Consider the following 18,868-nt stretch of genomic DNA (forward strand, 5'->3'; position numbering starts at 1 on the left):
CGGGCGGCCCGGCGGTCCGCCGCCCGCCCGGTCGCGGCGGCGGCACGGGCCTGCTATAGTCCCGCTGCTGTGCGGGGCGACCCGCCACGCCGATGCCGGGCGTCACCGGTAAATACACACCTGCTGTCATCGCCCGTGCCGGGGTGTCCCGAGGTCCGTCAGGACCCGGGATCTGGCCACGGAGACCGCAGGGAGGCCCAACCCCGGAACCACGCACCCGCAAGGGCGCACCGCCCATCAACCACCGTGGCGGCCGGTTCCACTGTCAGGAGTGTCATCAATGCCCCAGATCACCATGCGCCAGATGCTGGAAGCCGGCGTCCATTTCGGCCACCAGACGCGCTACTGGAACCCGAAGATGGGTCCGTACATCTTCGGTGCCCGCGGCAAGATCCACATCATCAACCTCGAGAAGACGGTTCCGCTGTTCAACGACGCGATGAACTTCATCTCGGGCATCGCCCAGAAGCGCGGCATGATCCTGTTCATCGGCACCAAGCGCAGCGCGCGCGAGCCGATCAAGGAAGAAGCCGAGCGTTGCAACATGCCCTTCATGACCCAGCGCTGGCTGGGCGGCACGCTGACCAACTTCGCCACGGTGAAGAAGTCGGTGTCGCGCCTGAAGGAGCTGGAAGCGGCCGAGACCGACGGCACGTTCGAAAAGCTGGTCAAGCACGAAGTGCTGGGCCTGCGCCGCGAGCGCGACAAGCTGGAAGCCTCGCTGGGTGGCATCAAGGACATGAACCGCCTGCCCGACGCGCTGTTCGTCATCGACATCGGCCATGAAGACATCGCCATCAAGGAAGCCAAGAAGCTCGGCATTCCGGTGATCGCGGTCGTCGACACGAACTACGATCCGGCCCTGGTCGACTACGCGATTCCGGGCAACGACGACGCCATCCGTGCCGTGCAGCTGTACGCACGCGCCGCCGCCGACGCCGTGCTGGAAGGCAAGGCTGCCGCGCCGCAGGCCGCGACCGTGCGCGAGGAAGAGTTCAGCGAAGGCGACAAGGGCCGCTCCAGGAAGCCCGCCGCGAAGAAGGCCGAAGAGAAGCCGGCCGACGACAAGCCGGCTGCCGAGGCCGAGACGGCGGCGGCGCCGAGCGAAGAGAAGACCGCCGAGTAATCGGCCTGCCATGCGGCTGCGCGAGACTGCGCAGCCGCATCGGCGATCGCGCGTGGGCCCGGCCATCCGGCCGCCACGACGTCCGGAGGCGGCGATCCGTCCATCCGGCACCCATCCCGAGGGCGGGCCGCGGCCCGCCATCTCTGCATCACATCGAGGACATCCATGGAAATCACCGCATCCCTGGTCAAGGAACTGCGCGAGCGCACCGGCGCCGGCATGATGGAGTGCAAGAAGGCACTCTCCGAGAACAACGGCGACATCGACACCGCTGCTGAAGCCCTGCGCAAGTCGGGCCTGGCCAAGGCCGACAAGAAGGCCGACCGCGTCGCCGCCGAGGGCCGCATCGCCGCCGCCCAGGGCGACGGCAAGGCCGTGCTGGTCGAGATCAACTCCGAAACCGACTTCGTGGCCAAGGACGACAACTTCCTGCGCTTCACCGACGCCGTCGCCCATGCGGCGCTGGCCTCCGACGCCGCCGATGCCGACGCGCTGAAGACCGCCAAGGTCGAAGCCGGCGACACCGTCGAGGAAACCCGCGCCGCCGTCATCGCCAAGGTCGGCGAGAACGTGCTGGTCCGTCGCCTCGTCCGCGTCGAGACCGCGAACAACGTCGCGGCCTACGTGCACGGCGGCCGCATCGGCGTGCTGGTCGAGCTCAAGGGCGGCGATGCCGACCTCGCGCGCGGCCTGGCGATGCACGTCGCCGCGATGAACCCGCCGTACAACAAGGCGGCCGACGTGCCGACCGAGTTCGTCGAGAAGGAAAAGGAAATCGAACTGGCCAAGATGTCCGAGAAGGACAAGTCGAAGCCGACCGACATCCTCGAGAAGATCATCAGCGGCAAGCTCAACAAGATCGTCAGCGAAGTCACGCTGTACGGCCAGCCCTACGTGCTCGACACCGACAAGACCGTCGAAGCCGTGCTGAAGGCCGCGGGCGCCGAAGTCGTCGGCTTCCAGCGCCTCGCCGTCGGCGAAGGCATCGAGAAGGTCGTCGAGGACTACGCGGCCGAAGTGATGAAGCAGGCCGGCCTGGCCTGATCCATCGCCGGATCGTGTGAGGAGAGAGGGCCGCGCGAGCGGCCCTTTTTCATGGGTGCGGACCGGGCGCCACGCGTGATCGACGCGTGGCGCGGACGCCACCTGCGGGCGCGCGCTCTTGCGCGACGGGTGCATGCGCATGCCCGCCACACATGAGCGCGCGGGCGCGGCGCGCCTGCAGAATCAGCTGGCGCGCGCGCCCGAGCCCTCGCCTCACCCCGCGTCGCGCTGCATGACCAGGCGGATGTCCTCGATCATCTCCTCGCGCGGCTGGTCGTACTGGAACGCGAGCCGCAGGCGCCCGTCGGGGCCGACCAGGTAATTCACCATCGTGTGGTCCATCGCATACGACGACGCCGTCGGCACCTTGCGGTAGGTCACGCGGAAGCTGTTGGCCGCGCGGCGCGTGGCCGCGTCGTCACCGCGCAGGGCGACGAAGCCGGGATCGAAGGCGCCGACGTAGTCGCGCAGGATGTCGGCGGTGTCGCGCTCCGGGTCGACGGTCACGAACACCACCTGCAGCCGGTCGCCGTCGTCGCCGAGCGCGCGCCGGACCTGCGCCGCTTTCAGCAGGCTGGTCGGGCAGACCTCCGGGCAATGCGTATAGCCGAATGACAGCAGCACGTAGCGGCCGCTGAAATCGGCCAGCGTGCGCGGCGCGCCATCGGTATCGGTCAGCACGAGACTGCGGCCGTAGGACGCGTCCGACAGGTCGACTCCATGGAAGGGCCCGTCGTCGCGCGCGCCGCAGGCGGCGAGCAGCAGGCTCAGGACCAGAATCGACGGGAGACGGGCGCGCACGACGGAAGTCCGGGAGTCAGGGGAATGGCGGGCAGCAGCACCGCGGGCGCCGCCGGCCGTGGCAGGCCGCCGCAGGGCCCCGATTCTACGCCGCCGCACTGTCGCCCCCCAGTCGATGCGCTGCGGCATTTTGTCGCAGCATCCGGAACGCCGCCGTGGCGCCGGTATCATCGCCCGTCCCGGGACGCGCGCCGGCGTGTGCCGCGCCCAGCCGATGGAGACTCCCGCATGTCGACCCGCCTCGCCGTCCGCGCCCCGCGCGCCGCGCGCCTCACCCTGTCCCTGCTCGCCGGCCTGGTCCTCGCCGCCTGCGCGCCCGCGGACGAACCGGCCGCGGCTGCGACCGGCAGCGCAGCCGCCGGCGAGGCGATCACGGTGTCCGACGCGTGGATCCGCCAGCCACCGCCGACCGCGGCCGTTGCGGGCGGCTATCTGACGCTGCACAACGCGGGCGCGACCGACGACCGCCTGGTGTCCGTGGAAACGGCGGCGGCCGGGCGCGTCGAGATGCACGAGATGCAGATGGACAACGGCATGATGCGGATGCGCGAACTGCCCGACGGCGTGCCCCTGCCCGCAGGCGCGGCCACCGCCCTCGCGCCGGGTGGCAACCACCTGATGCTGCTCGATCCGCAGCAGCCGCTGGAACCCGGCGCGACGTTCCCGGCGACCTTGACCTTCGAACACGCCGCGCCGATGACGGTCACGTTCGAGGTCCGGCCGATGTCCGGCGAAGCGCCGCATTCCGCCCACTGACGCGGGTCGCTGCGGCACGTCGCAACCGCACGCCCTGGACGCGATCCGGCGGCTGCAACGACGCGCGTGCTTCCGGCGTCGCGATCGCGTTGCGGGAAGGCCCGTGACAGAACGGGCCGCCCCGTCGTCGTCACCGCATCTGGAATGGGCGCCGCGGATTGACCCGATCAGCCTTGCAACTGGCCGCATGCTCCGGCACACGCGATGCGCGGATGACGAATCACGCCACGCCGCGCTGACGCCGCCGCGCGCCGCTCAGAGCGCCTGCAGCCGCGCGATCGCCGCGTCGAGCGTCGCGTCATTCTTCGCGAAGCACAGACGCGCCAGGCGCTGGCCGGGCGGCGGCGCGTCGTAGAACGGCGACAGCGGAATCGCCGCGACGCCCTTCTCGATCGTCAGCCAGCGGCAGAACGCGGCGTCGTCGAGATCGCTGACGGCCGAATAGTCGACCAGCTGGAAATAGCCGCCCGGCACCGGCAGCGGCACCAGGCGCGTGGTCGCGAGCTGGGCGGCGAACGCATCGCGCTTGGCCTGGTAGAACGCGCCGAGCTGCTCGTAGTGCTCCGGATGGTCGCGCAGCATCGCCGCGAACGCGTGCTGGGCGGGCGCGAAGGTGCAGAACACGTTGTACTGGTGGACCTTGCGGAATTCCGCGCTCAGCGCCGGCGGCGCGATGCAGTAGCCGAGCTTCCAACCGGTGCAGTGGTAGGTCTTGCCGAAACTCGAGACGACGAACGCGCGCGCGCGCAGTTCGGGATGGCGCAGGATCGACTCGTGGCGCGCGCCGTCGAAGACGATGTGTTCGTAGACCTCGTCCGACAGCAGCGCGATGCCGGTGTCCTGCAGCAGGTCGGTCAGCGCGGCGATGTCGGCCGCGCCGAACATCGCGCCCGACGGGTTGTGCGGGCTGTTGACGATCAGCATCCGCGTCTTCGGCGTGATCGCATCGCGCACGCGCTGCCAGTCGACGGCGAAGCTGCGCGGATCCAGCGGCACGTGCACCGCGACCGCACCGGCCAGCTCGATCGCCGGCTCGTAACTGTCGTATGCGGGATCGAGCACGATCACTTCCTCGCCGGCGCGGACGACGGCGTGGATCGCATTGAACAGGGCTTCCGTCGCGCCGCTGGTGACGGTGATTTCGGTCTCTGCATCCGGTCTGTGACCGTAGACACGTTCCGTCTTGCTTGCGATGGCTTCTCGCAAAGTCGCGATGCCGGTCATCGGCGCATACTGGTTGTGCCCGGCGCGCATCGCATCGGCGAGTCCGTCGACCAGCGGCCGGGGCACATCGAAATCCGGGAAACCCTGGCCCAGGTTGACGGCGCCATGTTCGCTGGCCAGCTGCGACATCACGCTAAAGATCGTGGTGCCGACCTTGGGCAGTTTGGTCCGGATCATGGACGGGTTTCCGTTACAGAGACTGTGGGGATGCCGAGTCTACGGACCCGGGCACACGGGATAAACCGCCGCCATGACGACGCCTGATCCAGCCATCGACGAAACGCGCCTGCTCGAGCTGCTGCACGCCTACCTGGCGGCGCGCTACCGCTGGCAGTACCGCGGCGACTGGCACGACATCATCATCGGCCTGCCGACGCCCGGCCTCGACCTGCGGTACCCGGAAGCGACCTCGTTCGGCCTGGTGTCGGCGTGGAACCCGCTGTCGGTGATGAAGTCCGGCGTCGAGAACCGCCGCGCCGACCGCCTGCTCGAGCAGAGCCTCGTCGCGACCGGTCTGCCCCACATCCCCGCGTTCGCCAGCGCTTCCGACCGCAGCTGGCGGGAGCCGAGCTGGATCGTGTTCGGCATGCCCGTCGACAGCTTCGACGCGCTGGGCCGCAACTACGGCCAGCTCGGCACCCTGTGGTGGCAGCCCGACCAGGCCGTGCGTCTGCGGATCGATGCGGCACGGCCGCCGGGACTCGAAGGCGACCAGCATGTCGACTGGTTAAGATAGCCGCCCGACGGCCGCTCCCGGTCGGATCTCCGGCCCATGCCTCCTGTCGCTGCACGCCCGCCCCTGCTCGCTGCCCGCGCGCTGCGTTTCTCGCGCGACGAGCGTGCCGTGTTCGGACCGCTCGACTTCGCCGTCGCGCCCGGTGAGGCGCTGCTGGTCCGCGGCGACAACGGCGCCGGCAAGACCACGCTGCTGCGCGTACTGGCGGGCCTGCTGGACGCCGACGCGGGCACGGTCGAAATCGACGGCATTCCGGTCGCGCGTGCGATGCGCGGCGGCACGATGGCGTATCTCGGCCACCTGCCGGGACTGAAGGCGGATCTCGATGCGATCGAGAACCTCGCCTTCACTGCGCAGCTGCACGGCCAGCGCGCCAGCCAGACCCTCGACAGCGCCCTGGCGGTCGTCGGCCTCGCCGGGCATGCACGGCTGCCGGTGCGGCAGATGTCGGCCGGCCAGAAGAAGCGCCTGTCGCTGGCACGGCTATGGCTGTCGCCGGCGTCGCTGTGGCTGCTCGACGAGCCCTACGCCAACCTCGACCTGCAGGGCATCGAACTGGTCAACCGCATGGTCCGCGCCCAGCTCGACGACGGCGGCGCGGCGCTGGTGACCACGCACGGCGCCTACGCCGCGCCGCCGGTGCGCACGCGCGAGCTGGTCCTGGAGCGCCTGGCGTGAAGGCGTCGCACGCGGTCGTGCCGTCCCTGACCGGCACTGCGCGCGCCCTGCTCGCGCGCGACCTGCGGCTGCTGTGGCGGCGCCGCGGCGATGCGTTCCAGCCGGCGCTGTTCGCGCTGCTGGTGGTCGTGCTGTTCGCGCTGGCGCTGGGCAACGACCCGGCGATGCTCGCGCGGGTCGCGCCCGGCGTGCTGTGGGTCGCGGCGCTGCTGTCGGGCCTGCTGGCGCTCGACACGCTGTTCCGCGGCGACGCCGACGACGGCTCGCTGGAGCAGTGGATGCTCGCGCCGGTACCGCTGGCCTGGCTGGTGGCCGTGCGCACCCTGGTGCACTGGGCGACGACGACACTGCCGCTGCTCGTCGCCACGCCGCTGCTGGCCGAACTGCTGCACCTGCCGCGCGCGCAGTTGCCGGTGCTGCTGGCCGGGCTGGCACTCGGCACGCCGCTGCTGAGCCTGCTCGGCGCGGTCGTGGCCGCGCTGACCATCGGCATGCGCCGTTCCGGTATCCTGTTGGCGCTTCTGGCCCTGCCCCTGTACGTCCCGGTGCTGGTGTTCGGTGCCGGCAGCGTCGCGATCGCGGCACAGGGGCACGATCCCGCAGGCGGCTTGCTGCTGCTGGGCGCCGGCCTCGTCGCCGCGCTGGTCCTGGCCCCCGTTGCGGCGGCGGCTGCGATCCGCATCGCGATGCACTGATCCGCCCGCGCCGGGCGCACGGAGCTTCCGGCCGAACGACGCGTGATGAACGCGCCCGCCCGCGACACCTGCTCCGGCATCCGTCGCCAGCCACCGTCCCTGCATGCATCCCATCGTCCGCTGGTTCCATCAACTCGGCTCACCGCCCACCTTCGACCGCTTCGCGCGGCGCTGGGCGCCGTGGGCGTACGGACTGGCGCTGGCGACGATGGCTTGGGGCCTGTACGGCGCGCTGTTCGTGGTCCCGGCCGACTACCAGCAGGGCGACAGTTTCCGCATCCTCTACATCCACGTGCCCAGCGCCTGGATGAGTCTTGCGGTGTTCGCCGCGATGGCGGTCTACGCGGCGATCGCGCTGATCTGGCGCATCAAGCTGTGCGAGATCCTGGCGATGGCCTGCGCGCCGATCGGCGCCGCGTTCACGGTCATCACGCTGGCGACCGGTTCCATCTGGGGCAAGCCGATGTGGGGCACGTGGTGGGACTGGGACCCGCGCCTGACCAGTGAACTGATCCTGCTGTTCATGTATCTCGGCATCATCGGCCTGTACCACGCGATCGACGACCGCCGTACCGCCGCGCGCGCGGCGTCGCTGCTGGCGCTGGTCGGCGTGGTGCTGCTGCCGGTCATCCGCTACTCGGTGGTGTGGTGGGATTCGCTGCACCAGGGCCAGACCATTCGCGTGTTCGGCGAATCGACGATCGACGGCAGCATGGTCGGCCCGCTGCTGTGGATGCTGGTCGCGACCAAGTGCTGGTTCGTCGGCTCGCTGCTGACGCGTGCGCGCGCCGACAACCTGCGGCGCGAAGCCGGCAAGGACTGGGTGCGCCAGCTGGTCGAGCCGCCTGCGCCGGGAGCACGCGCATGAGCTATCTGGAATACGTGATCGCCGCCTACGCGGTATTCGTCGTCGTGCTGGTGTGGGATTTCGTCGCGCCGCGCATCGGCATCGCCCACAGCCTGCGCGCCGCGCGGTTGCTGGCGGCGCGCCGCCGCGCGCCTGCCGCCGCGCCCGCCCCCGATCAGGAGTTGACCCGATGAACCCTATCCGCCGCCGCCGCATGTGGTTCGTCGTCGCGCTGGTTGCGGCGTCGGCGCTGTCGGCCACGCTGATCGCGTTCGCGCTGCAGCGCAACGTCGCCTATCTGTACACGCCGAACGAAATCCTCGGCGGCAGCGCCGGCCCGTCGGTCGCGTCGGGCGACGCGCGGTTCCGGCTCGGCGGCATGGTCTCGGACGGCTCCTTCAGCCGCGCCAGCGGCTCGATGGAAGCGCGCTTCCGGGTCACCGACGGCGACGCGGAACTGCCGGTCAGCTACACCGGCATCCTCCCGGACCTGTTCCGCGAGAACCAGGCCGTCGTCGCCACCGGCCGCATGAACGCCGACGGCGTATTCGTTGCCGAGCAGGTCCTGGCCAAGCACGACGAGACCTACGTGCCGAAGGAAGTCGCCGACAAGATGGGCCTCGCGCACGAGAAGCACGGCATCGAGACGCCGGCCGACGCGGAACGCGCGCAGTGACGGCATCGTCGCGTGCGATGACGGCGGGCCTGCGACCGGTGGACCGCGATGCTGCCTGAAGTCGGCCAGATCGCCCTGCTGCTGGCGCTGGTCGCGGCGTTCCTGCAGACTCTGCTGCCACTGCTGGGCGCGCACCGCGGCATCGCCCCGTGGATCGCCAGCGCGCGGCCGACGGCCTACGCGCAGTGGGCGCTGATGTTCGTCGCCTGGGCGATCCTGACCGCGTCGTTCGTGCAGCAGGATTTCTCGGTGCGCTACGTCGCCGAGAACTCCAACTCGCTGCTGCCGATGGTCTACCGCTACACCGCGGTCTGGGGCGGCCACGAGGGCTCGCTGCTGCTGTGGGTGTTCGTGCTCGCGAGCTGGAACGCGGCCGTCGCCTGGTTCTCGCGCGGCCTGCCGGACGTGGTGCTCGCGCGCGTGCTCGGCATCATGGGCGCGGTCTGCCTCGGCTTCCTCGCGTTCCTGATCTTCACCAGCAATCCGTTCGAACGCATCCTGCCGATGCCGCTCGAAGGCCGCGATCTCAATCCGCTGCTGCAGGACCCGGGGATGATCATCCATCCGCCGATGCTCTACATCGGCTACTCGGGCTTCGTGGTGCCGTTCGCATTCGCGATCGCGGCGCTGCTCGACGGCAAGGTCGATGCGCACTGGCTGCGCTGGACGCGGCCGTGGACCAACGTCGCCTGGGCGTTCCTGACGCTGGGCATCGCGCTGGGCTCGTGGTGGGCCTACTACGAACTGGGCTGGGGCGGCTGGTGGTTCTGGGATCCGGTGGAGAACGCCAGCTTCATGCCGTGGCTCGCCGGCGCGGCGCTGCTGCATTCGCAGGCGGTCACCGAGAAACGCGGCAGCTTCCACGGCTGGACCCTGCTGCTGGCGATCGCGACGTTCTCGCTGTCGCTGCTGGGCGCGTTCCTGGTGCGCTCGGGCGTATTGACCAGCGTGCACAGCTTCGCCGCGGATCCCGCGCGCGGCCTCTTCATCCTCGTGTTCCTCGGCATCATCGTCGGCGGCTCGCTGCTGCTCTACGCGCTGCGCGCACCGGATGGCCGCGACGGCAAGCCGTTCACCGCGGCCTCGCGCGAAACCCTGCTGCTGGCCAACAACCTGTTGCTGGTCGCGGCCTGCGCGATGGTGTTGCTGGGCACGCTGTATCCGCTGCTGGCCGACGCGCTGGACCTGGGCAAGATCTCGGTCGGCCCGCCGTATTTCTCGCTGCTGTTCGTGCTGCTGATGGCGCCGCTGGTGCTGCTGCTGCCGTTCGGCCCGCTGACGCGCTGGCAGAACGAGGACGTCGCGCGGCCGGTGCGCCTGCTGCTGCCCTGGGCGGGACTGGCGATCGGACTGGGCCTCGCCGGCTTCTTCTTCGCGCCGCAGGGCGCGTGGAAGGTGGCGATGGGCCTGGCCGGCGCCGGCTGGGTCGCGGCGGGCACGCTGCGCTTCGTCTGGAGCCGCTTCCGCGCACAGTCCAAAGGCGCGCGGTTCACCGCCGAGATGCTGGGCATGTCGCTCGCCCACTTCGGCATCGCCGTATTCCTGGTCGGCGCCTTGCTGGTCGAGGCGCTGAACATCCAGCGCGAAGTCGCCCTGGCGCCCGGCCAGTCGCTGACGATCGGCCGCGACAGCTTCCATCTCGACGGCGTCGCCCACCACGAAGGTCCGAACTACACGTCCGATCGCGGCACCGTGCGGCTGCTGCGCGACGACCGGCTCGTCGCGACCCTGCATCCGGAGAAGCGCGCCTACGCCAGCGGCGGCCAGGTCATGACCGAAACCGCAATCCGGCCGGGCGTGGGCCGTGACGTCTACGTCGCGCTGGGTGAACCACTCGGCGATGGCGCGTGGGCGGTCCGCGTGCACATCAAACCCTTCGTCCGCTGGGTCTGGGCGGGCGCCTTCCTGATGGCGCTCGGCGGCTTCGTCGCCGCGACCGACCGGCGCTTCCGCCGGCCGCGGCCCGTCACCGGAGCCCCCGCATGACGGCGCCGGTCACGACACACCGGTCGCTCGGCCGCTGGCTGCCGTTGCTGGCCTTCGGCGCACTGATCGCCCTGCTCGCCGCGGGCGTCTGGCTGAGCCGGAATCCCGACCGCGATGCCCTGCCGTCGCCGCTGATCGGCAAGCCGGCGCCCGCATTCGATCTTCCCGTGCTCGGCGCACCGGCGCAGCGGATCGCGTCCGACTCGCTGCGTGGCGAACCGTATCTGCTGAATGTCTGGGGCAGCTGGTGTCCGGGCTGCCGCGAGGAACATGCGGTCGTCACCCGCGTCGCCGAGACCGGGCGCGTCCGCGTGATCGGCTACAACTGGAAGGACGAGCCCGGCGATGCCACGCGCTGGCTCGAACAGTTCGGCAATCCCTATACGCTGGTGCTGGCGGACTACGACGGCCGCTACGCGATCGACTGGGGCATCTACGGCGCGCCGGAAACCTTTCTCGTCGATGCCGGTGGCACCATCGTCTGGAAGCACGTCGGGCCGATGACCGACGCGACCGTGCGCGAACAGCTGCTGCCCCTGCTCGACCGGATCGCGCCCGCGGCGCAGGCAGGGTCGCGATGATCCGCGCCGCCCTGCTCGCCCTGCTGCTGTGGTGCGCCTGGCCCGCCACCGCGCAGGCCCAGGTCGCGGTCGACGCCGCGCCGCTCGTCTTCGACAGCGCCGCGGAGGAAACACGCTTCCACGCGCTCGTGGCCGAACTGCGCTGCGTGATGTGCCAGAACCAGTCGCTGGCGGATTCGAACGCGCAGATCGCCCACGACCTGCGCCGCGAAGTGCTGACGCTGATGCGGCGCGACCTCGACGATGCCCAGATCAAGGACCACCTGGTCGCGCGCTACGGCGACTTCGTGCTCTACAAGCCGCGCATCGATCCGCGTACCTGGCTGCTGTGGTTCGGCCCGCTGCTGCTGATCGCAATCGGCGGCGGCGTGATCTGGCGCATCGTGCGCACGCGCAACCGCGGCGCCGATCCGGTGCCCGTCGACGAGACCCAGGAGTGGTGATGCCGCTGTTCGTCGCAATCGCGGTGCTGATGACGCTGGTCACGACGACCGCGCTGGTCTGGGCACTGCGACGCGGTGCATCGGGCGCGATGCTCGGCATCGCCTTCGCGGTGCCGGTGCTGGTGGCCGGTCTCTACGTGCTGGTCGGCACGCCGGCCGCGCTCGATCCCGACGAACTGCAGGCGCCCGAATCGCTCGCCGACGCGGTGGCGCAACTGGAGCGCGATCTCGCACGCGATCCGCGGCAGCCCGAAGGCTGGCTGCTGCTCGGCCGCGCCTACGCCGACATGCGCCAGCCCGACAAGGCGCTGCAGGCGATCGAGCGCGCCGCGCAGTTGCTGCCCGACGAGGACAGCGTGCAGGTCGAATACGCCCAGGCGCGCGCCGATGCCGATCCGGCGCGTCGCTTCGACGACGTCGCGGTGACGACCCTGCGCGAGGTGCTGGCGCGCAACCCGGCGCAGCAGCACGCGCGCTGGTATCTCGGCATCGCCCAGCGCCAGGCCGGCGACAACGCCGGCGCCGCCGAGACCTGGGCGCCGCTGCTGACCCAGCTCGACGGCACGCTGGCGGTCACGCTGCGCGAGCAGATCGACGTGGCGCGCGCCGCCGCCGGACTGCCGCCCCTGCCCGCGGCGGCGCCGGCCGCATCGCCGACGGAGGCCGGCGCGCATGCGATCAGCGTGCGCGTCGCGCTCGATCCCGACTTCGCTGCGCGCGTGCGCCTGCCCGGCGAGACCAGCGTCTTCGTCATCGCCCGTGTGCCGGGCGGCCCGCCGATGCCGGTCGCGGTGCAGAAGCATCGGCTGCAGGATCTGCCGCTGGACCTCCGGCTCGGCGATGGCGACAGCCCGATGCCGACCCAGGTGCTGTCGGCACTCGACGAGGTCGAGGTGTTCGCCCGCCTGTCGGCCAGCGGCGATGCGAGCCGTCAGGCAGGCGATCTGGAGTCCGCGCCGGTGCGCGTGACGCTGCCGGCGTCGACGCCGGTCGATCTGGTGATCGGCGCCGGGGACTGACGGGCCGGCGATTCCGATATGTCGTGGCGGGTGTGCTGCGAAGCGTGCGACGACGCGCGCGCTGGAGGTCCGCAAGCACGACCCGCCACGTGCAGAGTCCTGACGCTGTCGGCTGTCGGCCACGGAGAAGGCGCGACACGAGCCTCGCCTCCGATGTCCGGCACGACCCGTGTCGCGGTCGATACGCGCCGTCGCCCTGCCGATGATCGGAACCGGCCGAGCCGGTCGATGGCTCCTGCACGCGCCGCAGGCTCGACGCCTCGCCTGATCCGGCGAGCCGCCGGAGCGCGGGATGCGTCGCCGTCAGCCACCAGTCTTCGTCGCTCATCGCGACCTGGGCGATCTGCGCCCCGCACCTTGCCTGCGGTCAGGCGCGAGGCGACTCGACCACGACGTCGGGCGCCGTCGCCGTAGCAGGGAGGGATCGTCGAGCACTTCGGCCAGGCGCGCGCGATCAAGCTGGCCGGTCCAGCGCGCCACGACCAGCGTGCCGATGCCATTGCCGGCGAGATTGGTCAGCGCACGGCCTTCCGACATGAAGCGGTCGATGCCGACGATCAGCGCGATGCCGGCCAGCGGAATCACGCTCTCGAAGGCCGCCAGCGACGCCGCCAGCGTCACCAGGCCCGCCCCCGACACGCCGGCCGCGCCGTTCGACGAGATCAGCATGAAGACCAGCAGCGCGATCTGGGTGCCGATGGGCACTTCGATGCCGAAGGCCTGGGCGATGAAGATCGCGCCCATCGCCATGTAGATCGCCGTGCCGTCGAGATTGAACGAATAGCCGGTCGGGATCGTCAGGCCGACGACGGACTTCGGCACGCCGGCGCCCTCGAGTTTGGCCAGCATCCGCGGCAGCACGGTTTCCGACGACGAGGTGCCGAGCACGATCAGCAGCTCGTCGCGGATCATGCGCAGGTACTTGAAGACATTGAAGCCCGACCACCAGCAGATCGGCCCCAGCACCAGGAACAGGAACAGCAGGCAGGTCAGCCAGAAGCTCAGCATGAAGTAGCCCAGCGAGCCGAGGATCGCGCCGCCGTACTCGCCGATGGTGAAGGCCATGCCGCCCATCGCGCCGAGCGGCGCGAACCACATGACGATCTTGATGACGCCGAACATCACCTGCGCCACCGTGTCGAGCGCCGCGACCGCGGGCTTGCCGCGTTCGCCGAGCATCGAGATCGCGCAGGCGACGAGGATCGCCATCACCAGCACCTGGATCAGCTGGCCATCGACGAAGGCGCCGAGAAACGAGGTCGGCACCAGGTGGAGGAGGAAGCCGGTCAGCCCTTCCCCGGCAGCGGCACCCGCGCTCGCCAGGGTGCCTTCCGCCGCGGAGGCGTCGAAGGTCGCCATGTCCAGCCCGAGGCTGCGGCCCGGGCCCAGCACGTTGATGACCACCAGGCCGATGCCCAGCGCGAACACGGTCGTGACGTTGAAGTAGACGACGGTCTTGAGCGCCAGGCCGCCGGCCTTGGCCAGGTTGCCGAGTCCGGCGATGCCGACCGCGACGGTGGCGAAGATCGTCGGCGCGATGACCACCTTGACCAGCTTGATGAAGAGATCCGCCAGCCACTTCATCTGCGCACCGACCTGCGGCGCGGCGAGGCCGATGACGATGCCGGTCGCGATGCCGACCAGCACCCAGAAGTACAGGTGCTGCCAGAACCGCTTGCGCGGTGCGGCGGGTCCGGGCGTCGGGGCGTTGACGGGTGTGTCGGGGTGCGTATCGGTCTGCATGGCCTCAGCCTGCCAGAAGCGCCGCGGCGGCGCGCTCATCCAATGGGACTAGATCGGCCCGGATGCCCGGCGTCGCGCGCGTGGGCGGTGGCGAGCACGGTGGCGCCGTCCACAGCTGGGCCTCATGTGCGCGGATCGGGACGTGCCTTCGCGTCCAGGACGATGCGCGACCTTCGTCCGTTCCGGCAGCAGGCGTCGCGCCATCGACGTGTCAGCTGGCGACCGCAGCGCTGCGGATGCGATCGGGCATCAGCCCCCGAACGACACGCACAAAAAAACGGGCCTGTCGGCCCGTTTTTTTTGTCGCTCACGATGCGTCGGCGGATTACTCGGCCGGCGTGCCTTCGCCTTCGGCGACGGCCTTCATCGACAGGCGGATGCGGCCCTGCTTGTCGACTTCCAGCACCTTGACCTTGACCACGTCGCCTTCCTTCAGCACGTCACCGACCTTCTCGACGCGCTCGTTGGAGATCTGCGACACGTGGACCAGACCGTCCTTGCCGGGGGAGATCGTCACGAATGCACCGAAATCCATCAGCTTGACGACCTTGCCCTCGTAGATACGGCCCGGCTCGACGTCCGACGTGATCTGCTCGATGCGTTCCTTCGCGGCGCGGCCGGCGGCGGCGTCGACCGAGGCGATCGTGATCGTGCCGTCGTCCTGGATGTCGATCTGGGTGCCGGTCTCCTTGGTGATGCCCTGGATGACCGAACCGCCCTTGCCGATGACTTCGCGGATCTTGTCGGGGTGGATCTTGATCGTGATCAGGCGCGGCGCGAACTCGCTGAGTTCGGTACGGGCCGTGGTCAGCGCGTTGCTCATCTCGTTGAGGATGTGCAGACGACCCTGCTTCGCCTGGGCCAGCGCGACCTTCATGATCTCTTCGGTGATGCCCTGGATCTTGATGTCCATCTGCAGCGCCGAGATGCCGTTCGTGGTGCCGGCGACCTTGAAGTCCATGTCGCCGAGGTGATCCTCGTCGCCCAGGATGTCGGACAGCACGACGAAGTCGTCGCCTTCCTTGACCAGGCCCATCGCGATGCCCGCGACCGGTGCCTTGATCGGCACGCCCGCGTCCATCAGCGCCAGCGAGGAACCGCAGACCGACGCCATCGACGAGGACCCGTTCGACTCGGTGATCTCGGACACGACGCGGATCGTGTACGGGAACTCTTCCATCGTCGGCATCACGGCGAGCACGCCGCGCTTGGCGAGGCGGCCATGGCCGATCTCGCGACGCTTCGGACCCATCATGCGGCCCGCTTCACCGACCGAGTACGGAGGGAAGTTGTAGTGGAACAGGAAGTGTTCCTTGTACTCGCCGGCGACCGAATCGATGATCTGGCCGTCGCGGGCGGTGCCCAGCGTGACCGCGACGATCGCCTGGGTCTCGCCGCGGGTGAACAGCGACGAGCCGTGCACGCGGGGCAGCACGCTGACGCGCGAGGCGATCGGGCGGACGGTGTCGAGCGCGCGGCCGTCGATGCGGATCTTGGTCTTGAGGACCGACTCGCGCATCGTCTGGTATTCCTGCTCGCCGAATTCCTTCGACAGCTCGCCCGACGACCAGGCATTGGCTTCGGCCTGCGGGGCCAGCGCTTCGACGATCGCCTTCTTGAGCTTGGAGATCGCGTCCTTGCGCTCGAGCTTGTCGCGCACCTGGAAGGCGCTGCCGAGCTGTTCGCCGACGGCGTTACGGATCGCGGCGACCAGGCCTTCGTTGGCGGCCGGCGCGGACCATTCCCACTTCGGCTTGCCGGCTTCGGCGACGAGTTCGTTGATCGTGTTGATCGCGACCTGCATCTGCTGGTGGCCGAACATCACCGCGCCCAGCATGACGTCTTCCGACAGTTCCTTCGCTTCCGACTCGACCATCAGCACCGCGTTGGCGGTACCGGCGACGACGAGCTCCAGATCGGAGTCCTTCAGCTCGGTCACGGTCGGGTTGAGCAGGTACTGGCCGTTCTTGTAGCCGACCTTCGCGGCGCCGATCGGGCCGTCGAACGGTGCGCCCGACAGCGACAGCGCGGCCGAGGCGCCGAGCAGCGCGAGGATGTCGCCGTCGACGTCCGGGTTCATCGACATCACGGTGGCGATGATCTGGACTTCGTTGCGGAAGCCGTCGGGGAACAGCGGGCGGATCGGACGGTCGATCAGGCGCGAGATCAGCGTTTCCTTCTCGGTCTGGCGGCCTTCGCGCTTGAAGAAGCCACCCGGAATGCGACCGCCGGCGTAGAACTTCTCCTGGTAGTCGACGGTCAGCGGGAAGAAGTCCTGCCCTTCACGGGCGGTCTTGTTGGCGACCGCGCTGACCAGGAGCACCGTGCCTTCGCACGAGACCATGACCGCGCCGCCGGCCTGACGTGCGATCTCGCCCGTTTCGAGCGTGACCGTCTGGTTACCGAACTGGAAGCTCTTTGTCACTTTTGCCACGTTGGAATTCCTTGGATGACTCTTGCGATGAACCGGTGCGGGACCCATGCCCCGGCCGGGTGGATGCGGCGAGCACATCCAAAAAGAACCGCGGCGCATTTCTGCGCCGCGGTGGGAAACGGATTAGCGACGCAGACCGAGCTTCTCGATCAGGGCCTTGTACCGGACTGCATCCTTGCGGTGCAGATAGTCGAGCAGGCTGCGACGACGGTTGACCATCATCAGCAGGCCGCGGCGGCTGTGGTGGTCCTTCTTGTGCGTCTTGAAGTGCTCGGTCAGGTGCACGATGCGTGCGGTCAGCAGGGCGACCTGGACTTCCGGGGAGCCGGTGTCGTTCTCGCCGCGCTTGTTGTCTTCGATGATCTTGCTGTTGTCGATCGTGGTCATTGCAATGCCTCGTGACGCGGGTCCGGCAGAAACGCCAGCGTGTCGGAGACCCGACTGCGTACCGCGGGGACCGCCTGTGGAATGGATGCTGCGGATTTGCCCTGAAAAAGGCTGCAAAAGTATACCGCCGGGGCGACCCCGGTCACAAGGTGCCCGGCCCGATGGCGTCGGCACGCCGAAACATGCGCTGGGCGCGCAGTTCGCCGGCGGCATTGACCTGGCCCAGGCCTTCGGCCCGGCCGCCGGGGCCGAAGACGGCGACCTCGCCTGCCGGCCGGTACGGCCCGTTCAGGTGCTGGCCGTGCTGGAGCCGGGCTGCCTGGGCGGCATCGACGTGGACGGCAGGCCAGGCCAGCATCCCCGCTTCGACATCCAGCAGGCTGGCCAGGAGGTTGTGTTCGCCGCGGACGGCCAGGGCCTGGAGTTCCTCTAGCGTCCACATCCGGGGATCGCGGAACGGGTCGACCCACAGCCGCCGCAGTTCCGCGACGTGCGCCCCGCAGCCGAGCAGCTCGCCCAGATCCCGGACCAGGCTGCGGACGTAGGTGCCCGAGCCGCATTCGACATGCAGCCGCAGCAGCGGCCCGCCATCGGGATCGAGCACCGGATCGAGCAGGTCGGCGGCCGACTGCAGTTCGAAGGCATGGACATCGACCGGCCGCGTGTCGATCTCGACGATTTCGCCGCGCCGCGCCTTCGCATACAGCGGCTCGCCGCCGCGCTTGAGCGCCGAGTAGATCGGCGGACGCTGCTGGATGCGCCCGGTCAGCTGCCGCAACGCGGCGTCGATCTCGGCGATCCGTAGCGCCGGCACCGGGCGCTCGCGCAGCGGCTGGCCGTCGGCGTCGTCGGTATCGGTGACCACGCCGAGCCGGGCGACGGTGTCGTAGGCCTTGCGCGCGCCGAGCAGGCCGCCCGCGATCTTGGTCGCCTCGCCGAAGCAGACCGGCAGCAGACCGGTGGCCAGCGGATCGAGACTGCCGGTATGCCCGCCCTTGTCGGCCCGGAACAGGTGGCGCACGCGCTGCAACGCCTGGTTGGAACTCATGCCGGTCGGCTTGTCGAGCAGCAGTATGCCGTCCAGCTTGCGGAACCTGGTGCGTGGCCGGTCGGGCTGCCGCGTCATGGCCGAACCCCGCGCATGATGCGGCCGCCTGCAGGGCGCCGGCAGCCGATCGGAAACGCAGGAAATGCCACGCGGGACCGGATCATCGGTCCCGGGTCACTCGGACGAACCGGGACCCAGGTCGCGCAGCAGATTGTCGATGCGCTCGCCGCGATCCACCGAATCGTCGTACTGGAAATGCAGTTCGGGCACGTGGCGCATCTTCACTGCCTGCGCGAGCCGGTACCGGATCTCGTGCGCGACCGCCTTGAGCCCCTTCATCGCCTCGTCGGCGCGCTCGGACTGCAGCGCGGTGACGAAGACCTTGGCATGCGCCATGTCGCGCGTGACCTCGACGTCGGACACGCTGACCGACGGCAGGCCGTGTTCGGACACGGCCTCGCGGACCAGGGTGCCGAGTTCGCGGCGCAGCTGGGCGGAGACGCGGTCGGTGCGATGGAAGGATTTCTGGGCCAAGAGAGGTCTTCGTGAGCGGAGGAAACGGAAAAACGGAAAACGCCGCGCGACCGGAGCCGTGCGGCGCAGGCGCCGCCGGACCGCGCGTGCGCGGATCCGCTGCGGCCGGT

The 18,868-nt window shown here is 69.7% G+C and carries 20 protein-coding genes; 13 read left to right on the forward strand and 7 right to left on the reverse strand.

Going from position 1 to position 18,868, the window contains the following annotated elements; translation table 11 throughout:
* Positions 1-280 precede the first annotated feature (280 nt).
* Together rpsB and tsf are read left to right on the forward strand one after the other, a co-directional pair.
* On the forward strand, positions 281-1,126 hold the full coding sequence (gene rpsB, locus CJ022_RS11510; RefSeq protein ID WP_101926796.1) for a 30S ribosomal protein S2: 846 nt from the start codon (positions 281-283) through the stop codon (positions 1,124-1,126).
* 165 nt (positions 1,127-1,291) lie between these two features.
* On the forward strand, positions 1,292-2,170 hold the full coding sequence (tsf, locus tag CJ022_RS11515; RefSeq protein ID WP_101926797.1) for a translation elongation factor Ts: 879 nt from the start codon (positions 1,292-1,294) through the stop codon (positions 2,168-2,170).
* 213 nt (positions 2,171-2,383) lie between these two features.
* Here tsf and CJ022_RS11520 read toward each other — a convergent pair whose 3' ends face one another.
* The gene (locus CJ022_RS11520; protein ID WP_199171528.1) at positions 2,384-2,971 is read right to left on the reverse strand and encodes an SCO family protein; all 588 of its coding nucleotides are present in this window, start codon (positions 2,969-2,971) and stop codon (positions 2,384-2,386) included.
* Positions 2,972-3,199: 228 nt separating this feature from the next.
* On the opposite strand from CJ022_RS11520, the gene CJ022_RS11525 reads away from it, so the two are divergent.
* Positions 3,200-3,727, forward strand: coding sequence for a copper chaperone PCu(A)C (locus CJ022_RS11525; protein WP_101926799.1), 528 nt, complete (start codon positions 3,200-3,202; stop codon positions 3,725-3,727).
* Positions 3,728-3,982: 255 nt separating this feature from the next.
* Here CJ022_RS11525 and CJ022_RS11530 read toward each other — a convergent pair whose 3' ends face one another.
* On the reverse strand, positions 3,983-5,128 hold the full coding sequence (locus CJ022_RS11530) for a pyridoxal phosphate-dependent aminotransferase (protein ID WP_101926800.1): 1,146 nt from the start codon (positions 5,126-5,128) through the stop codon (positions 3,983-3,985).
* Positions 5,129-5,201: 73 nt separating this feature from the next.
* On the opposite strand from CJ022_RS11530, the gene CJ022_RS11535 reads away from it, so the two are divergent.
* From CJ022_RS11535 to CJ022_RS11580, 10 genes are all read left to right on the forward strand, one after another.
* Entirely contained in the window at positions 5,202-5,687 is a 486-nt protein-coding gene (locus CJ022_RS11535) for a DUF3293 domain-containing protein (RefSeq protein ID WP_101926801.1), read from the forward strand.
* 36 nt (positions 5,688-5,723) lie between these two features.
* Positions 5,724-6,365, forward strand: a complete 642-nt coding sequence (gene ccmA / locus CJ022_RS11540; protein WP_101926802.1) for a heme ABC exporter ATP-binding protein CcmA — start codon at positions 5,724-5,726, stop codon at positions 6,363-6,365.
* Entirely contained in the window at positions 6,362-7,060 is a 699-nt protein-coding gene (gene ccmB, locus CJ022_RS11545) for a heme exporter protein CcmB (protein WP_101926803.1), read from the forward strand. The genes ccmA and ccmB overlap by 4 nt, the downstream gene beginning before the upstream one ends.
* Positions 7,061-7,163: 103 nt before the next feature.
* Entirely contained in the window at positions 7,164-7,928 is a 765-nt protein-coding gene (ccmC, locus tag CJ022_RS11550; protein WP_101926804.1) for a heme ABC transporter permease CcmC, read from the forward strand.
* Positions 7,925-8,101: a heme exporter protein CcmD gene (gene ccmD / locus CJ022_RS11555; protein WP_101926805.1), complete on the forward strand. Its 177-nt coding sequence runs from the start codon at positions 7,925-7,927 to the stop codon at positions 8,099-8,101. Before ccmC ends, ccmD begins: the two co-directional genes overlap by 4 nt.
* On the forward strand, positions 8,098-8,583 hold the full coding sequence (ccmE, locus tag CJ022_RS11560; protein WP_101926806.1) for a cytochrome c maturation protein CcmE: 486 nt from the start codon (positions 8,098-8,100) through the stop codon (positions 8,581-8,583). Before ccmD ends, ccmE begins: the two co-directional genes overlap by 4 nt.
* A gap of 48 nt (positions 8,584-8,631) precedes the next feature.
* Positions 8,632-10,569 carry a heme lyase CcmF/NrfE family subunit gene (locus CJ022_RS11565; RefSeq protein WP_101926807.1) on the forward strand — a complete coding sequence of 646 codons (1,938 nt, stop codon included), beginning with the start codon at positions 8,632-8,634 and terminating at the stop codon, positions 10,567-10,569.
* Positions 10,566-11,150, forward strand: a complete 585-nt coding sequence (locus CJ022_RS11570; protein ID WP_101926808.1) for a DsbE family thiol:disulfide interchange protein — start codon at positions 10,566-10,568, stop codon at positions 11,148-11,150. Before CJ022_RS11565 ends, CJ022_RS11570 begins: the two co-directional genes overlap by 4 nt.
* Complete coding sequence (locus tag CJ022_RS11575; protein WP_101926809.1) at positions 11,147-11,593, forward strand: cytochrome c-type biogenesis protein; 447 nt, start codon at positions 11,147-11,149, stop codon at positions 11,591-11,593. The genes CJ022_RS11570 and CJ022_RS11575 overlap by 4 nt, the downstream gene beginning before the upstream one ends.
* A complete protein-coding gene (locus CJ022_RS11580; protein WP_233198736.1) occupies positions 11,593-12,612 on the forward strand; it encodes a tetratricopeptide repeat protein in 1,020 nt (339 codons plus the stop codon). Before CJ022_RS11575 ends, CJ022_RS11580 begins: the two co-directional genes overlap by 1 nt.
* Positions 12,613-12,936: 324 nt before the next feature.
* Here the strand turns inward: CJ022_RS11580 and dctA are convergent, their stop codons facing one another.
* The 5 genes from dctA to rbfA all read right to left on the reverse strand — a co-directional run bounded on the left by dctA (position 12,937) and on the right by rbfA (position 18,758).
* Positions 12,937-14,355 carry a C4-dicarboxylate transporter DctA gene (dctA, locus tag CJ022_RS11585; protein WP_101926842.1) on the reverse strand — a complete coding sequence of 473 codons (1,419 nt, stop codon included), beginning with the start codon at positions 14,353-14,355 and terminating at the stop codon, positions 12,937-12,939.
* Between the two features lie 325 nt (positions 14,356-14,680).
* On the reverse strand, positions 14,681-16,789 hold the full coding sequence (gene pnp / locus CJ022_RS11590) for a polyribonucleotide nucleotidyltransferase (RefSeq protein WP_101926811.1): 2,109 nt from the start codon (positions 16,787-16,789) through the stop codon (positions 14,681-14,683).
* Between the two features lie 123 nt (positions 16,790-16,912).
* Complete coding sequence (rpsO, locus tag CJ022_RS11595; protein WP_101926812.1) at positions 16,913-17,176, reverse strand: 30S ribosomal protein S15; 264 nt, start codon at positions 17,174-17,176, stop codon at positions 16,913-16,915.
* Between the two features lie 142 nt (positions 17,177-17,318).
* Positions 17,319-18,302 (reverse strand): tRNA pseudouridine(55) synthase TruB, encoded by a 984-nt coding sequence (truB, locus tag CJ022_RS11600; protein WP_101926813.1) that lies wholly within the window; start codon positions 18,300-18,302, stop codon positions 17,319-17,321.
* A gap of 96 nt (positions 18,303-18,398) precedes the next feature.
* Complete coding sequence (gene rbfA / locus CJ022_RS17270) at positions 18,399-18,758, reverse strand: 30S ribosome-binding factor RbfA (RefSeq protein ID WP_199171530.1); 360 nt, start codon at positions 18,756-18,758, stop codon at positions 18,399-18,401.
* Positions 18,759-18,868 lie beyond the last annotated feature (110 nt).

Origin of the sequence: Luteimonas rhizosphaerae (assembly GCF_002849595.1) — a bacterium.
Classification (GTDB): Bacteria; Pseudomonadota; Gammaproteobacteria; order Xanthomonadales; family Xanthomonadaceae; genus Luteimonas; species Luteimonas cellulosilyticus.

Coding starts and splice junctions, on each gene's coding strand:
- rpsB (WP_101926796.1), top strand. CDS start 281: ATGCCCCAGATCACCATGCGCCAGATGCTGGAAGCCGGCGTCCATTTC.
- tsf (WP_101926797.1), top strand. CDS start 1,292: ATGGAAATCACCGCATCCCTGGTCAAGGAACTGCGCGAGCGCACCGGC.
- CJ022_RS11525 (WP_101926799.1), top strand. CDS start 3,200: ATGTCGACCCGCCTCGCCGTCCGCGCCCCGCGCGCCGCGCGCCTCACC.
- CJ022_RS11530 (WP_101926800.1), bottom strand. CDS start 5,128: ATGATCCGGACCAAACTGCCCAAGGTCGGCACCACGATCTTTAGCGTG.
- CJ022_RS11535 (WP_101926801.1), top strand. CDS start 5,202: ATGACGACGCCTGATCCAGCCATCGACGAAACGCGCCTGCTCGAGCTG.
- ccmA (WP_101926802.1), top strand. CDS start 5,724: ATGCCTCCTGTCGCTGCACGCCCGCCCCTGCTCGCTGCCCGCGCGCTG.
- ccmC (WP_101926804.1), top strand. CDS start 7,164: ATGCATCCCATCGTCCGCTGGTTCCATCAACTCGGCTCACCGCCCACC.
- ccmD (WP_101926805.1), top strand. CDS start 7,925: ATGAGCTATCTGGAATACGTGATCGCCGCCTACGCGGTATTCGTCGTC.
- ccmE (WP_101926806.1), top strand. CDS start 8,098: ATGAACCCTATCCGCCGCCGCCGCATGTGGTTCGTCGTCGCGCTGGTT.
- CJ022_RS11565 (WP_101926807.1), top strand. CDS start 8,632: ATGCTGCCTGAAGTCGGCCAGATCGCCCTGCTGCTGGCGCTGGTCGCG.
- CJ022_RS11570 (WP_101926808.1), top strand. CDS start 10,566: ATGACGGCGCCGGTCACGACACACCGGTCGCTCGGCCGCTGGCTGCCG.
- CJ022_RS11575 (WP_101926809.1), top strand. CDS start 11,147: ATGATCCGCGCCGCCCTGCTCGCCCTGCTGCTGTGGTGCGCCTGGCCC.
- CJ022_RS11580 (WP_233198736.1), top strand. CDS start 11,593: ATGCCGCTGTTCGTCGCAATCGCGGTGCTGATGACGCTGGTCACGACG.
- dctA (WP_101926842.1), bottom strand. CDS start 14,355: ATGCAGACCGATACGCACCCCGACACACCCGTCAACGCCCCGACGCCC.
- rpsO (WP_101926812.1), bottom strand. CDS start 17,176: ATGACCACGATCGACAACAGCAAGATCATCGAAGACAACAAGCGCGGC.
- truB (WP_101926813.1), bottom strand. CDS start 18,302: ATGACGCGGCAGCCCGACCGGCCACGCACCAGGTTCCGCAAGCTGGAC.